The organism is Microcoleus sp. S13_C5 (assembly GCF_036700845.1).
Classification (GTDB): domain Bacteria; phylum Cyanobacteriota; class Cyanobacteriia; order Cyanobacteriales; family Microcoleaceae; genus Microcoleus.
Genome location: NZ_JAUBPR010000035.1, coordinates 24,025 through 38,652 on the forward strand (window position 1 = coordinate 24,025; position 14,628 = coordinate 38,652).

Consider the following 14,628-nt stretch of genomic DNA (forward strand, 5'->3'; position numbering starts at 1 on the left):
GCTCGAAGAGTTCACATATTCTTCATCCAATGCTTGAACAGGTTTTCTTTTACCATGTTTTGCCGCATAACTTCGAGCAAGTATTCCTGAGCTTGGTCTTGGCTTAACCTTTTGACTTCTTCGCGCAGCACTTGAAGTTTGAACTGCTGTTCCATGCTGAGGCTGGTTGTAGGCATATCCATAAATCGCTCCTCCAGTTTGCTGAGATTGATGCGAAATTGATCGAAATGACGTTTCGCAGGATTTGTTGTGTCTCCTACATTGTAAACTATCATAACATTCGCTTGACAATATGTCCAAAGTAGACATTTTGAGACTAATTTGTGTAGCAAAAGTACATCTAAGTGGGGGGAGCCTTATCATAAAAAGGCGTAAAGACAGGGAAGCCTAAGCCAAAGGAGCTAGTTCGTATGGATGCAATGGAGTTTTTTCAAAGCAGTGCTGGGGAGTGGCGTTCTCAGCGCAGCACTCACCACCTCGCTTTCCGCCAGGCGGAGATTGGGGATTCAAATATTCAGGTAACGGCGCTGGGTGCGGATGACGCGCGAGTCGCCGATATTTGCAAGATGCACGAAGTCGATCCGAGCCGGGCTGCTGGGGGGGCTTTTGTGACTTGGCACGGCTCGATGGCGTGGGATAAGGATGATGAGAATCATAAAGGGTCTACGGTGTTCGCGATCGTCCCCGATCCTGAAAATCCCCGGCAGGGCTTGATGTTGCGCGAACGCGGCTATGCGGAAATTGTGCCGGTGGCTGGCCGTTTTGAGATGGATGATGAGGATGGGCTGCTGCTGATTACCGAATACGAGACGATGAGTTCGATCGAGCGTTTCTGGTTTGCTAATCCAAACGTGCGGATGCGGACGAGTACCGTAAAGCGCTTTGGCGGTTTCAGCACTTCGACTTTTTGTACCGAAATTCGGGTGCAACCAGACTCGGATGCAACATCAGAAGCAGCCGCAGATCAAGTGGCCGCCAGCGAGTTTTATTCGGCTCTGGGTTGGTAATTTGGCTGTTGGATGTTGACTGTTGACTGTTGACTGCTGACTGTTGAGTGTTGATTGTTGAGTGTTGACTGCCCACTGCCCACTGCCCACTGCCCACTGCCCACTGACAACAGTCAACTGACAACAGTCAACAAATGTTACAGATTGTTGCAAAAATTCAGGAAAATCAGATTTAGATTGCGGGAATCCCCTAATCTGTATGTTGGTTAGTTGTATCCGTTTTGCTGGCAGCTCACGGTGTCAACTATTTCTAAAATTTGAGATAACGGAGATTTTAACGTGGCGCTACCTTTGTTAAGCTACGCCCCCAAGAGCCAAAACCAGCGCGTTGCTGGTTTTGAAGTGGGGAGCGACGAGAAGCCCAGAATTTTCACAACTGAAAATGTGCTCTCGTCTGGAGACATGGAAAATTTGATTTGGGCTGGATATCGCCAGATTTACAGCGAACACCAAATCCTCAAGAGCAACCGCCAAAAGTCTTTGGAGTCGCAACTCAAGTTCGGCCAAATTACTGTGCGGGACTTTATTCGCGGTTTGGCGACTTCTGCTCCTTTCCTAGAGCGGAATTATCAAACTAACAGCAATTACCGGTTTGTGGAAATGTGCGTGCAGCGCGTTTTGGGCCGGGATGTGTACAGCGAGCGCGAAAAGATTGCTTGGTCGATCGTGGTAGCCAATAAGGGGCCTCAAGGCTTTATTGACGAGTTGGTCAATAGCGAAGAGTACCTGGAAAAGTTCGGCTACGATACCGTACCTTACCAGCAGCGCCGAATTTTGCCTCAGCGAGTTGGAGGGGACACTCCTTTCAACTTGAAGACGCCCCGCTACAGCGAATACCACCGTTCGCAGCTTGGCTTCCCGCAAATCATCTGGCAGACTGGCGTGCGCCGTTTTGTTCCTCAAGAGAAGCAACCGAAGGCTGGCGATCCGTCGAACTATTTGGGTATGGCGCGCAATATGCCCATGCCTGCTACTCCGCCGCAGCGCGTGCCTCTGGCTAATATCAATATCGAGACGATGGTTCCCCGTCGCCGGTAATTGATGCTGCCCTGATGCAATTATTTGTGTCGGGCGAGCGACTGAATCGATCGGCTTTTAGGCTGAGAGAGTTTTGAGTCTTGAGTTTTGAGGTTTGAGTTTTTTGATAAACTTGGAATCCAAAACTCGGGACTCATAATTTTTTGTCATTAGGAAGAAGGAAGAAAGAAGAAGGAAGTTCGGCAACGGATTCTGTAACGGATGTAACGGATGTAACAGATGTCAGGAAGAAGGAAGAAGAAGGAAGAAGGAAGAAGGAAGAAGGAAGAAAAATAATTTGACCTTTTCCCATTGTCAACTATAAGTGCATAGGTGCATTTATGCAGCCGCAATATAACGAAGGTGCTGGAAAATCATTGCGTCGCCATGCTAAACAGCTTCGTACCAAAGCCTTATACAGGTACGGTGCCGCGACAGGGCTGGTGTTGTTGCCACTGCTGGTATACGCGGTAGCACCTTTTGCTCCTTTATTTTTGGTCGCAGCTCTTTTGATAGGGGCATTAATCGCCCTTCCGTTGATTGAGGACGGGAAAACGTTTTGGAAGTCGTCTCAGAGATTTGACCAAGGGGCCTGTGGTGAAGAAAAGATTCAGCAAGTTTTGGAGTCCCTAATCCAATCTGGATGGATAGCTGAGTACAATTTAAGATTGCCGCAAGTAGGCGATATCGATGTGTGGCTGCGATCGCCTAAAGGAGTCAATTTTATCCTTGATGTGAAGTCTCACTCAACCGTAGTTCTGTTGGATGGGGATGTGCTCAAGCGTCTATCTTACGGGAAATTGAGAGATTTTGAGAAAGATTTTCTGGCACAGATTGCCAAAGAAGTTACGGCTATCAAAAAAGCTAAGAAGTTAACCAAGGTCACTCCAGTAGTTGTATTTAGCGATGCCAAAGTGAGTTTTAGCAACAAAAAGAAGATTAGGGGTGCTTACGTTATGGAACTGGGCAATCTGGTGTCAGGATTGCAAGAACTCGATCGCACCTATAAAAGTAGATAAGATGGGGAGAAATGAGAGCAAGAGCTACAGTAATATGTTGGAGATCAACAAATTTGCACACAGCAGTACCATCCCAGACTTGCACTAGCATCTAAGTGATACTTGTGCTATAAAAAAAATTAAGGTACAAACAATATGCTGGACGGAATGTTGAACAAAGCAATCAAGGTAGATAAAATTCTCAACGCCTGATGGGACTTGTCATAACAGCTTTGGCGAATGTTATACCAATTATCAAATATTAGCCCGCAACCGCAATATTTTTAACAAGGTGTGGAATTGATCGGGCAAAGGTGCGATCGCCTCTATTAATTCTCCTGTTACGGGATGCTGCAATGTCAGCCGCCATGCGTGGAGGGCTTGTCCGGTTAAATTGACGCCGATCGAACGGTTGGAACTGTACATCGGGTCGCCGACAATGGGATGTTTTATCTCCGCTGTATGCACGCGAATTTGATGGGTGCGGCCGGTTTCTAATTGATAGTGCATTAAGCAATAGTTGCCGATTCTTTCTTTGATTGTCCAGTGAGTAACTGCGGGGCGACCCCCTTTTTCTACTGGTACTACCGCCATTTTTTTGCGGTCTGTGGGATGCCGCCCGATGGGTAAGTCTATTGTGCCTGTTTCGGTGTTGGGAGCACCGTAAACTATGCCTAAATATTCGCGGCGGGCGGTTTTGCTTTTGAGTTGGGCTTGCAGGTGTTGGTGGGCAATGTCGGTTTTGGCGATCGCGATCGCACCTGTTGTATCTTTATCTAATCTGTGCACGATTCCCGGCCGCTGAACTCCGCCTATTTCTGCTAGGGGACAGTGGGCTAAGAGGGCGTTGACTAATGTACCGTCTTGGTGTCCAGCGGCTGGGTGGACGACTAATCCGGCTGGTTTGTTGATGATAATTAGGCTGTCGTCTTCGTAGAGGATGTCGAGGGGAATTGCTTCGGGCTGCAACTTTGTGGGCTGGGCTTCTGGTAGTGTGAGGTGGATGCGATCGCCCGTTTTTACTGATATTTTTTTCGATGTACAGGTTTCGTCGTTGACTTTGACGTTGCCTTGTGATATGAGGCTTTGGATTCGCGATCGGGATAAGTCCGGTATCTGGTTTGACAGCCAAATATCTAATCGCTGATTGACATTACTGCGATCGAATTCCTCTGTATTTTCTACTGTGTAAATCTGTGCCGCAGTGTCTGTTTCTATCATTTACTTTTTACTATTTTTTGCCAAGTGTGTAAAGCAAATATCTTAATCATAACATCTGTGAGTTAGTTCGCGATCGCACGGGTAGCGAGAAACCGGGTTTTTTCACAGCAATACTTCGTTTCTGCCCGCAGACTCGGTAAAAAACCCGGTTTCTTTGGTCGGAGTGGTTAAGTCCTTTGAGTATAATCGTCTTTTCTATCGACAATTGTCGCAATGGCCACAGCGCATTGATGTAGCTTCCTTGGCAAACCCAAAAGCTTGCAGCAAAAATTGCCACCTACACTCGCGATGTTTGAGATATTTTGCCATTTCTTCCGCTGCGGTAAAGTTTTGTTTTTCGCCTTTTTGCTGTGCGGATTTGTCGATCGCATAATTAAAAGGATCTCGCCATGTTAATTGTCCGCTGCTGTGCAAGATTGAAAGGGCGATCGCGCTTTCGGGAAATTCGCGGGAAACTGCTTCTATATCACCTTTAACTGGTAATTTTTTGGCTAATTGCTGAGCTTCTCGGTATTGCGATCGCAATTTATCTTGAAAAAATTCCTTTCTTTGTTTATCTTCGGGATAAAGCAAACCCGTCGGTTCGCTAATCAATGTCAGGGCGATCGCCGATTTGCCGTCCCGTCCGCCTCTACCAATTTCCTGAATGTATTCCGATAATAGCAAAGGTGCTTGAAAGTGAACAACCCACCGGACATCGGGCTTGTTAATTCCCATCCCGAATGCTGAGGTACAAGTCACGAATTTAAGTTCATTGTTCAGCCAAGCTGTTTCTATTTTCCGTCGTGATTCTGGACTCAAACCTGCATGATATGCTGCTGTTTCATAACCTGCTGTTTCCAACAAATCCGCCAAGTTCTCGCTATCTTTTCTGGTGCGGACATAGACTAAACCTGCTTGTTTTGGTCGAGCTTTGATAAAATTCAATAACTGCTGCTTGCGTCCTCTCGGCGTCCAGACTGTCTGCACTTGCAGGTGCAGATTAGAACGGTAGGGACTTAGGAGAAAGGCTTCTGGTTTTTGCAGTTGCAAGACATTTTTGATTGTCTGCTGTGCTTCCGGGTTGGCGGTAGCGGTGAAAGCTGCGATCGCAATTTTACTGTTTGCTGGTTTAGCTTTCAACAAAGCCGGCCGCACTGTTCCCAAGCGGCGGTAAGCGGGTCGAAAAGTATCACCCCATTGTACTAAACAGTGAGCTTCATCTAATATTAAACCGTTAATTTGGATGTGTGGCTGACTGATAATTTCCCAAACAGGTTTGCTGAGTAATGTTTCGGGAGACAGGTACAGCAATCTTAATTTGTTTTGTTGCAGCGACTGCATAGTTTGTCGGCGCTGCGCTGTTGGCAATTGACTGTGGAGGAGGGAAGCAGGAAGATTGCGATCACGCAATTCTTGTACTTGATTTTCCATCAGTGCGACTAACGGCGAAACTACCAACGTTAAGCCTGTTTGTAACAAAGCTGGCAGTTGAAAGCAGATTGATTTGCCGCCACCTGTTGGCATAATTATAATTGTATCTTTTCCGGCTAATAAACTACCGACGATTTCTCCTTGGGGTGGTCGAAAGTCGTCGTATCCCCAGATTTTTTGGAAGGCGGTGCGGGCTTGATTTAATGATATTGGTTCTGGTTGGTATTTCATTTTATTTATTCCCAAATCAGACGTAATGTGAGCAGTGCGTGTCTAGATAATTAAATTTTGTGTAAGCCTTGATGTACCAAGAAACCAGGTGGCTAGTTTCATAGTATGCAAGTATCGAGCAGAATAAGTGTTAATTTAATAACAGTTAATAATTTTACTTTTTGAATTATGAACGCAAGCACGTTAAGCGAAGTTTTCAGCTATCGGCAAAAGACTTGTGATCTTTTCGACACAGCAGGGGCGGTAGAAGCAGTTCATGAAGATGGTTTTGCGCTGATTCCTGGTGTACTCAGTCCGTCGGAAGTGGCGCAAGCCAAGGAAGCACTCGATCGCCTCCAACCCTTCGGACTCGATGGTAGCAGTTGGAGTGAATTGAACCAGCATTTTAAGTGCGTTTTTAATCGCGATCGCCTGTGGCTCTCCTATGCCGATCGACCGGGTATAATTGAGTTAGCCGAAGCATTAATGGGCAGCGATTGCCATATTATCGGCATGACTGCGTGGAAAAGCGGGCCCGGTTATGATGGTTGGCGCGTCCACGTCGATCAGGTGTTTGTACCCGTGCCCGAAAGCGTGTTTGCAGATCGCACTTTTCAACTACCAGTATGGATTTGTACAGCCCATTTCTATCTCAGCGACATCGCAGAAGACCTCTGTCCTACCTACATTATTCCTGGTAGTCACAAATCTGGTCGAAAACCCGATCGCGGGGAAGAAACTTGGAACGGACACTCGCCCGAACCAGTTTTGTGCAAAGCAGGAGATGTGTTATTTTTCCGCAGTGAAATTTGGCACTCCGGCGGCAAAAATACGACAACAGATGGAACTCGCTACTTACTGCAAGTGCATTATTCCCACCGCAACATCGCGCAGAAATTTTCGCCTTGGCCGTGGCAGTTTAACCCCGAAATTATCGCTACGGCTACTGAACGGCAACTGCGGCTTTTAGGTAAACATCCTGAGTCAAATTACGGTTGAAATACATTGCTAATTTTGTTTGAGGCGCGAGTGATAATAGACGGGAAATTTCATATTTATTTTAGATTTTGAGTTTTGGATTTGAGATTACGATCAATTCTAGAGGCTGGTAAATCTCCGAATATCTTGAGCAATCCAAAATCCAAAATCCCAAATCTAAAATCGCCTAAGATTGACCGTCACGGCGGCCGAGCTCGTACACGCCGCCACCAATACAGGCGATCGTACCCATAGATACCGCCCAACCTGTGCCCAGAGAAAATTCTACGCCCCAATTGCACAATCCGCCCGCAATCAAAAAGGGCACAATGCTCAACAGCGAAGCGTAAAACGCATTTTGAGCTTCTCTCGCTTGGCGGGTTCTTTCAAACTCGGCTTCCGAGGTGTAGAGGGATCTCTCGGCAAAATTCATCCAGCGGTTGAGTTGCAGGATTACCCATTCTGTTAGGGGCGACAGGCCCCAGTATAGGGCCAAAGACCACAAGGACGCACCGGCGATCGCAGTTGCGTCTATGGCAAAACTAAAGGGAAAAATTTCAGTAAGCATTGCTTGATGTGTGTTAAGAATTTGAGATTTTGGATGTCATCCAAAATCCCCGAACTTAACTATAGTGTCAAGCAAAAGCTCGATCGAATTCAACCGCAGCACGAATTCCTCGGCCAATTTTTTTTTATCACCCCTGGGCATTTACCCGGAAGCCTTGACACGGGTTTTGGATGGAGTAAGATACACGTTGTTATTAAACTGATTCGCGATCGCGGGTAGAGCTCAAAGCCAATCTTGCAGCGAATTGGCATAACTTACATCTTGCACCTCAGAAACGGGCTTTCGGGCCCGTTCCACAAAGAATGATTTTTTTGTGGAACGGGCCCGAAAGCCCGCCCCTGAAAGCTTTATTGACAAGGGTGCAAGATGTGAGCCTAACAGACAACGCACACTCGCACACACATTTAACTTTGAGCCGTGAAAAAAATCCTGCAAGACTCTAGAGGCCCGCTGACGGCAAAACGCTTTTTTCGTCTCAGACAGATGCTGCTGCTGGCACTTTCGATCGGCATTGTGTTGATCAGCCCTTATTTGCAGCAGCAGGTGGTCAAAGCTCAGTCAGGCTTACCAAGCAGAGTAGCGACGGGTAATTTGTGGCAAGAAGCTTCTTTTCCAGTCGAAAACTTTGAAACATACACTTCCCCCTTCGGCCCCCGTGGCGGGGATTTTCATTACGGTTTGGACATGGCGGCCCCGGAAGGCAGCTATATCCGCAATTGGTGGGGTGGCCAAATTGTGGAAGTTTGGGAAGATGGCCGGTGCGGCACTGGTATGGTGGTGCGATCGGGAAATTGGGAACACATCTACTGTCACCTCGGAGGCCGAGTGCTAACGGCTAACGGCGGGCGTTATTATACCGATCGCGAAGGTACCGTGCAAATTTGGCAAGGTCAAACAGTGCCTGCGGGTGCGAGAATTGCCAGAGTTGGGATGACCGGCCGCACGAGTGGGCCTCACTTGCACTGGGGATTGAAGTACGGCGGCCGCTGGGTAGACCCGGCTTTGGTACTCCGGGAAATGTACGCGCAACAATCTTAAACAGTTGACTGTTGACTGTTGACTGTTATTACCAATAATATATTGTCCGGTTAAACACTTGTCATTGCGACCGTAGAAAAGCAATCGCAGAAACATTGCGATTGCTTCGTTTCACTCCCTGCGGACATATCGTAAGTGATTAGGCGGACATGATATAACTAATGACCACTGCCAACTGCCAACTGCCAACTGCCAACTGACTCTTTATGTTGGTGCCAACTCTTTTTTGTTCAACTCGGTGTACCGATCGACAATTTGGCGGAATTCGTCGCCGTCGATCGTTTCTTCATCCAACAGCGCTTCGACAAGTTTGTCTACCAAAGCGCGGTTTTCGCGGATAATTCGGCGAGCTTCTTCGTAGCACTCAAAGGCAATTTCCCGGACTTGGCGATCGATCTTGATTGCCATGTCTTCGGAATACTCGGATCGCGAATTCCAGTTTTGACCCAAAAACACCTCATTGTTCGGACTTTCCAAAGCCACAGGCCCCAAATCCGACATTCCATAAAGCGTTACCATCTCCCTGGCGAGACTGCTAACTTTTCTGAGATCACTACCAGCACCGGTGTCGATTTCAGCATCGCCATAAATTTCGGCCTCCGCCGCGCGTCCCCCCAAAGCTACTTTAATTCGGTTTAACAGCAAAGCCCGACTCCTCAAACCTTCGCTGTCGAGCATTTCGTCGTCGAGCACAAAGCTAGTAAAGCCTTCGATGCCGCCGGAACGGGGAATAATCGTTACTTTTTCCACCGGGTCGGCATTTTTGAGCATTGTCGCGACTAGGGCGTGTCCGACTTCGTGGTATGCTGTCATCCACTTTTTCTTACTGTCCAGCAGCGGGTTGAGCGTAAGCCCGATCGTGATCCGGTCGATCGCGTCGTGAACTTCTAGGTTAGTAATGGTGTCTTTGCGACGCCTCGCTGTGAGAATTGCTGCTTCGTTGAGCAAGTTTGCCAAGTCAGCGCCGGAAAAGCCGGGAGTGCGGCGGGCGATCGTGTCTAGAGCAACTTCTGGGTCGAGTTTTTTGTTGCGTGCGTGAACTTGCAAAATCCCCAAACGCCCTTTGTAACTGGGCAAATCTACCGTTACTTGCCGATCGAACCTGCCTGGCCGCAGCAGGGCGGTATCGAGTACGTCGGGCCGGTTTGTAGCTGCAATCACAATCACGCCACTGTTACCCTCAAAGCCGTCCATTTCTGTCAGCAACTGGTTGAGAGTTTGTTCGCGTTCGTCGTTGCCGCCGCCGATACCAGCGCCGCGCTGCCTTCCTACGGCGTCTATTTCGTCGATGAACACGATGCAGGGCGAATTTTCTTTAGCTTTCTTGAACAAGTCGCGGACGCGGGAGGCGCCAACTCCGACAAACATTTCGACAAATTCGGAACCGGAGATGCTGAAGAAGGGGACGGCTGCTTCGCCTGCGATGGCTTTTGCCAGCATTGTTTTGCCGGTTCCGGGAGGCCCGATTAACAGAACTCCTCTGGGAATTTTGGCGCCGATGGCGTTGAAGCGTTCGGGTTTTTTGAGGAAGGTTACGACTTCTTGCAGTTCTTCTTTAGCTTCTTCGATGCCTGCTACGTCGTCGAACATCACGCCGGTTTTGGCTTCCATTTGGAAACGGGCTCTGGATTTGCCGAAGTTCATGGCATTTCCTTGAGATTGGGTCGATCGGCGCAGGATTGCCATCAACACTGCCAACACTGCAAAAATCACTAGCAAGTTTATTACTAAACTTACTGCGGCGGCGTTGTCGGCTGTTTGTTTGACTTCAAAGTCAATCTTTTTGGCGCGGATTTGCGAGTACAGTTCTCGGTTGTTGTAATCGAACAGACTAACTGATTGGGTTTGATCGCTTTTTTGATTTTTTAGTTTAACTTTGGCAGTTTTTTGAGTTTCGTCTACTTCGATTTTACTGACTTGCCCTTTTTCTATGTTGTCGATCAGTTGGCTGTAACTCATGGTGTTTGGCGCGCTGTCGGCAAACACCGGGGTCGAGAGCAATATTCCTTGAGAAATCACCAAACTGCCCAGGATGCGCCAAAGATTCCGTCCTGGAATTGATTTTTTAGGATTCTGGCTCGACTTGTCTTTATTTACAGCTAGATGCCCCAGCCATGCGTGTTTCCAAGAATTTTTCATATTGCTTTGCCCAAGGTTGAAGACTGCCAAGATTGACCGCTTTTGGTTTGCTACGTTCATTTATTTTAACAAGATGGCGGGTGTTGGATGGGTTTATCTCTGGCGGGCATCTTAAGAAACGCCTCAAAATAGTTGCTTGTGAACGATCCGAGTGTGTTTTCCCTGACCGGGCTTATGAGCACTCACCCCTCCTACCCATAACCTTCTGTTCTTCCTTCTATTTTCTACATCGGAAACTTTACTTGACAGTTGCCGATCGAACTTGTTATGTTAATCATACTCGTAATGAGTACGTTTTAGAAAAGCAGTTATTGTTTTTAAGCTTTATGGTAAAAATTGTCGGCATTGGTGGAAGTTTGCGGGCTGGCTCCTACAGCAAGTTAGCGTTGAAGGTGGCAGCAGAGCGGGCGCAGGCCCTGGGCGCAGAAGTTGAAATATTCGATTTGCGATCGCTCAAGCTGCCCTTTTGCGACGGCGAGAATGATTATCTAGATTACCCGGATGTGGAAAAGCTGCGAACTGCAGTTAAGCAAGCCGACGGCTTGATGTTGGCAACGCCGGAGTATCACGGTAGCGTCAGCGGTGCTCTCAAGAATGCCCTGGATTTGATGAGTTTTGAGCATTTGGACGGGAAAGTTGCGGGTGCGATTAGTGTTTTGGGAGGGCAAGTTAACAGCAACGCACTCAACGATTTGCGCGTGATTTTGAGATGGGTGCACGCTTGGGTAATTCCCGAACAAATTGCGATCGGACAAGCTTGGAAAGCTTTTAGTCCTGATGGTAAATTGTTGGATGAAAAACTGTCTGAAAGGTTCGACGAATTTACTCGGAGTTTGGTGCAAAATACGCGGAAATTGCGAGGAATTTCGTAATTGTATTTCAGGAAAAACGCACCCCAGGACGCAACTGGCATATTATTCGGATGCGTCAGTTGCCATAATTGCTCGATTTGAAGAGGTTTTTTCTCTAGTAGAGTACCCTACAAGCTGTAATGTAACTGTTAACAGTCAACAGTCAACAGTCAACTGACTTCAAAATGGCATATCGATCATATCTCCGAAAGGATGGGGTACGTCGAGCGCCATTCTTCCGGGTTTTGACTCATATTTGTCTATCCACTTTTTGGCCAATTCCAAAGCTTCCTCCTCAGTCTTGGCATTTTGGACGGCGACGTGGCGGTTGCCGCGGCTATCCCAAACCTCGACGTAGAAGACTTTCTGGGATTGAATAATCCAACCTTTATAAGTGTCTGCTGGTTCCATAGTTAGAATCCTAAAATAATCGGGCGGAGAGTTCCACTGGCGAGCTAATTGTAAATATTGCCCTGCATAAAATGAATTTTACGGGGGTTTCTATAGTATTTTTGGAAAAAAGTCAGTTTTACGGTTAACCTCATGACTAGACTCCTGAAGCAATTATTTAACTGGAGAAAATATCTCCAACCTTTGGCCGCGACGATCGCGATCGTCCTAATTGCATCCCAGATGGCGGTATTGCCGGCATTGGCGACTGGCGTTTACGAAATACCGGTGTTGTCGGCGGGCGATCGAACTTGGGTGTTCGACAAAGGCGACGTGCTCAGCCGCAGCAGCGAAAGCAATATCAGCAGCGTGCTCGACAACCTGGAAAACAAAACAGGGAAACAAGTCAGATTTGTCACCATCCACCGCTTAGACTACGGTGAAACGACTGCTACTTTCACCGACCAACTGTTTGAACAGTGGTTTCCCACAAAAGAAGACCAGACTAATCAAATTTTACTCGTTCTCGACACTGTTACCAACAGTGCGGCAATTCGGACGGGGGAAGGGGTGAAATCCCTGCTAACCGATGAAATTGCCCAGAGTGTGGCTGGGGAAACCGTGCAAGTGCCGCTGCGGGAAGGCAATAAATACAACGAGGCATTTGCGGCTGCAAGTACGCGCATTGCAACTGTTTTGTCGGGCGAACCCGATCCGGGTCCTCCTGAAGTTGTTGACAACATTCAAGTTGAAGGCACGTTTAAAAAAGCTGAAGAAACAGACCAAGGCAATGCCACAGTTGTTGTGGTTGTGCTGTTGGTATTGGCGACAGTGATTCCGATGGTGACTTATTTCTGGTATCAAGGTTTTTCGTGATCGGTGCTGCTTCCATCCGATCAGTTGCCGTTTTGTCCAGAAATTCTGGCAGGGCTGCACTAATCTTGAACGTATTCTCGATCGCTCAACAATGCAATTTCTGCCCGTACAAATTCCCGTCCCAGATAAGCCGCGTGATCTAACATTGTCACCGGGCTGGGGCGGGTTTCTTCTAGGATTTTGACACAAAGTTCTTTGGCGGTTCTACCTGTAAAAAGTGTGACCTCAGTGCGTTCTACTTTGCCGCGGGCGGGGATTGGTTTACCAGTTTCGGGATCGACGGCGAGGCCTCGATCGTCGATGATGTTGGTGAAATGTTTGGCACAGATTAAGCTGGTTTCGCGATCGAGATAAATGATGAAGTAGCCGCCCGGATCGAGGTCGATGTGGCGTTTGGATAGCTTGTCATCGATTGCGGTGAGATTTTCCAAGGTTTGACTCATGGTTGGTGAAAGAAAGTAGACAATAGCTGTGATTTGTTCTGCTATTTCTAGTTTAGTCGGCTTCGGGACAAGTTTGGCAGGTTGGTGGGTTGAATGCGGGGGGAAATTTCGGACGCTCGACAATTCCTGCAATTTGCCGATCGCTCCTATGCTACAGTCGATCGGGCTCGACAGAGAAATTGATGAGTGAACTTAAGACGCGATCGCTGTTAGAGCATCAACTTCTTGAAGAAGTGAGGGATCGGGGTATTGTGTTTTTTTAGTCGTTGCTCACTTATCTATGATGGAAAATCGGCTATTATTGTATAGATGATTTGTTAGTGTTAAAGCTGAGCCAAAATGAAATTTATAGATTTGTTTTCAGGAATAGGAGGTTTCAGACAAGGGATTGAAAAAATAGGCTTTAAATGCGTTTTTTCCTGCGAAATTAACAGTAAATGCCGACAAGTTTACACGGATAATTTCGGGGAGGTTCCTTTTGGAGATATCAGTAAAATTAATCCCGTCGAGTTAGCAGACTTTGATATTTTAGTCGCCGGATTTCCGTGCCAACCTTTTAGCATCTGTGGCAAAAAGCTGGGTTTTGAAGATACTAGAGGCACGCTCTTTTTCGAGATTTGTAAAATTATCAAAATCAAGCAGCCTAAAGTTATCGTCCTCGAAAATGTCAAGCACTTAATCCATCACGACAAGGGAAATACCTTAAAAGTAATTATTGCCAGTCTGGAAGATTTAGGATACAGCGTGAATTACAAAATGCTGAATGCTAAAGACTTTGGAATTCCTCAACATCGTGAAAGAATATTTATTATTGCAACTAAAGGTAAACCATTCAATTTTTCTCGGCTTAAAACCCGGTTGACTCCAAAGCTCAGGGAATTTCTAGACAAGACAGGGGATTTTGAAATATTGGATAAATCCGAGTATACTTTAATTGAGTCTCCGAGAAAGCAAGATTCGGGACTGGTATTTGTAGGTTACAGAAATAAAGGTACTTGGAAAACTGGCGTGAGGCCAAATACAGAACATTTATCGAGAGTTCACAGACAGCCAAATCGAATTTATTCGGTAGATGGAGTGCATCCCACAATTCCTTCGCAAGAAACATCGGGTCGGTTTTTTATCTACATTCCTGAGCAAGATATTGTGAGAAAATTGACGCTGAAGGAATGTTACCGTCTTATGGGTTTTCCTGAAGATTTTAAGAGTTATCCGAGTGCGGGGGAAAGTTACAAGCAAATTGGGAATTCGGTTTGTGTGCCGGTTGTGGAGGCGATCGCGCAAGAAATATTAAGTCAAAATTTATTGTATGATGAAATTAAGGAAGTGCCAACAGGAATAAATGAATATTTACAGCTTGCTCTTTTCTAAAAGCACTTACGCAATTGTCACACTCCAATCGACTTGTAAGGTGCCTCAGACGGATGTAGAGAGCGATGATCGAGGATTTTGGTTCTGACGCACCCTACTAATACAGGA

18 protein-coding genes are annotated in these 14,628 nt (G+C 46.9%); 11 read left to right on the forward strand and 7 right to left on the reverse strand.

Going from position 1 to position 14,628, the window contains the following annotated elements; translation table 11 throughout:
- Positions 1-11 precede the first annotated feature (11 nt).
- Positions 12-275: an NblA/ycf18 family protein gene (locus QUA04_RS29945; RefSeq protein WP_445242317.1), complete on the reverse strand. Its 264-nt coding sequence runs from the start codon at positions 273-275 to the stop codon at positions 12-14.
- Positions 276-410: 135 nt separating this feature from the next.
- Here QUA04_RS29945 and QUA04_RS12200 point away from each other — a divergent pair, with 135 nt between their 5' ends.
- The 4 genes from QUA04_RS12200 to QUA04_RS12215 all read left to right on the forward strand — a co-directional run bounded on the left by QUA04_RS12200 (position 411) and on the right by QUA04_RS12215 (position 3,043).
- Complete coding sequence (locus QUA04_RS12200) at positions 411-1,007, forward strand: phycobiliprotein lyase (protein WP_333139497.1); 597 nt, start codon at positions 411-413, stop codon at positions 1,005-1,007.
- Positions 1,008-1,286: 279 nt separating this feature from the next.
- Positions 1,287-2,045, forward strand: a complete 759-nt coding sequence (locus tag QUA04_RS12205; RefSeq protein WP_333257257.1) for a phycobilisome rod-core linker polypeptide — start codon at positions 1,287-1,289, stop codon at positions 2,043-2,045.
- A 143-nt stretch (positions 2,046-2,188) separates the two neighbouring features.
- On the forward strand, positions 2,189-2,326 hold the full coding sequence (locus QUA04_RS12210) for a hypothetical protein (protein ID WP_333257260.1): 138 nt from the start codon (positions 2,189-2,191) through the stop codon (positions 2,324-2,326).
- Between the two features lie 39 nt (positions 2,327-2,365).
- The gene (locus QUA04_RS12215) at positions 2,366-3,043 is read left to right on the forward strand and encodes an NERD domain-containing protein (RefSeq protein ID WP_333257263.1); all 678 of its coding nucleotides are present in this window, start codon (positions 2,366-2,368) and stop codon (positions 3,041-3,043) included.
- Positions 3,044-3,277: 234 nt separating this feature from the next.
- Here the strand turns inward: QUA04_RS12215 and QUA04_RS12220 are convergent, their stop codons facing one another.
- Together QUA04_RS12220 and QUA04_RS12225 are read right to left on the reverse strand one after the other, a co-directional pair.
- A complete protein-coding gene (locus tag QUA04_RS12220; protein ID WP_333257266.1) occupies positions 3,278-4,243 on the reverse strand; it encodes an RluA family pseudouridine synthase in 966 nt (321 codons plus the stop codon).
- A 195-nt stretch (positions 4,244-4,438) separates the two neighbouring features.
- Positions 4,439-5,887 (reverse strand): ATP-dependent DNA helicase RecQ, encoded by a 1,449-nt coding sequence (locus QUA04_RS12225; protein WP_333257269.1) that lies wholly within the window; start codon positions 5,885-5,887, stop codon positions 4,439-4,441.
- A 168-nt stretch (positions 5,888-6,055) separates the two neighbouring features.
- Between QUA04_RS12225 and QUA04_RS12230 the strand changes: the two genes are divergently transcribed.
- Positions 6,056-6,865, forward strand: coding sequence for a phytanoyl-CoA dioxygenase family protein (locus tag QUA04_RS12230; protein ID WP_333257272.1), 810 nt, complete (start codon positions 6,056-6,058; stop codon positions 6,863-6,865).
- A gap of 166 nt (positions 6,866-7,031) precedes the next feature.
- Here the strand turns inward: QUA04_RS12230 and QUA04_RS12235 are convergent, their stop codons facing one another.
- Positions 7,032-7,412, reverse strand: coding sequence for a hypothetical protein (locus QUA04_RS12235; RefSeq protein ID WP_190657649.1), 381 nt, complete (start codon positions 7,410-7,412; stop codon positions 7,032-7,034).
- Positions 7,413-7,445: 33 nt separating this feature from the next.
- On the opposite strand from QUA04_RS12235, the gene QUA04_RS12240 reads away from it, so the two are divergent.
- Together QUA04_RS12240 and QUA04_RS12245 are read left to right on the forward strand one after the other, a co-directional pair.
- Positions 7,446-7,631 (forward strand): hypothetical protein, encoded by a 186-nt coding sequence (locus tag QUA04_RS12240; protein ID WP_333257276.1) that lies wholly within the window; start codon positions 7,446-7,448, stop codon positions 7,629-7,631.
- 264 nt (positions 7,632-7,895) lie between these two features.
- Positions 7,896-8,450, forward strand: coding sequence for a M23 family metallopeptidase (locus QUA04_RS12245; protein ID WP_445242318.1), 555 nt, complete (start codon positions 7,896-7,898; stop codon positions 8,448-8,450).
- A 204-nt stretch (positions 8,451-8,654) separates the two neighbouring features.
- Here QUA04_RS12245 and ftsH read toward each other — a convergent pair whose 3' ends face one another.
- Positions 8,655-10,589 (reverse strand): ATP-dependent zinc metalloprotease FtsH, encoded by a 1,935-nt coding sequence (gene ftsH, locus QUA04_RS12250; protein WP_333257281.1) that lies wholly within the window; start codon positions 10,587-10,589, stop codon positions 8,655-8,657.
- Between the two features lie 326 nt (positions 10,590-10,915).
- On the opposite strand from ftsH, the gene QUA04_RS12255 reads away from it, so the two are divergent.
- Positions 10,916-11,461, forward strand: coding sequence for an NADPH-dependent FMN reductase (locus QUA04_RS12255; RefSeq protein WP_333257322.1), 546 nt, complete (start codon positions 10,916-10,918; stop codon positions 11,459-11,461).
- Between the two features lie 159 nt (positions 11,462-11,620).
- Here QUA04_RS12255 and QUA04_RS12260 read toward each other — a convergent pair whose 3' ends face one another.
- On the reverse strand, positions 11,621-11,851 hold the full coding sequence (locus tag QUA04_RS12260) for a hypothetical protein (protein ID WP_333257284.1): 231 nt from the start codon (positions 11,849-11,851) through the stop codon (positions 11,621-11,623).
- Between the two features lie 132 nt (positions 11,852-11,983).
- Here QUA04_RS12260 and psb32 point away from each other — a divergent pair, with 132 nt between their 5' ends.
- Positions 11,984-12,706: a photosystem II repair protein Psb32 gene (gene psb32 / locus QUA04_RS12265; RefSeq protein WP_333257287.1), complete on the forward strand. Its 723-nt coding sequence runs from the start codon at positions 11,984-11,986 to the stop codon at positions 12,704-12,706.
- A gap of 59 nt (positions 12,707-12,765) precedes the next feature.
- On the opposite strand, the gene QUA04_RS12270 is transcribed toward psb32, so the two are convergent.
- A complete protein-coding gene (locus QUA04_RS12270; RefSeq protein ID WP_190734275.1) occupies positions 12,766-13,149 on the reverse strand; it encodes a DUF4346 domain-containing protein in 384 nt (127 codons plus the stop codon).
- 28 nt (positions 13,150-13,177) lie between these two features.
- Here QUA04_RS12270 and QUA04_RS12275 point away from each other — a divergent pair, with 28 nt between their 5' ends.
- Positions 13,178-13,339 (forward strand): hypothetical protein, encoded by a 162-nt coding sequence (locus QUA04_RS12275; RefSeq protein ID WP_333257290.1) that lies wholly within the window; start codon positions 13,178-13,180, stop codon positions 13,337-13,339.
- Positions 13,340-13,488: 149 nt separating this feature from the next.
- Positions 13,489-14,520 (forward strand): DNA (cytosine-5-)-methyltransferase, encoded by a 1,032-nt coding sequence (dcm, locus tag QUA04_RS12280; protein WP_333257293.1) that lies wholly within the window; start codon positions 13,489-13,491, stop codon positions 14,518-14,520.
- Positions 14,521-14,628 lie beyond the last annotated feature (108 nt).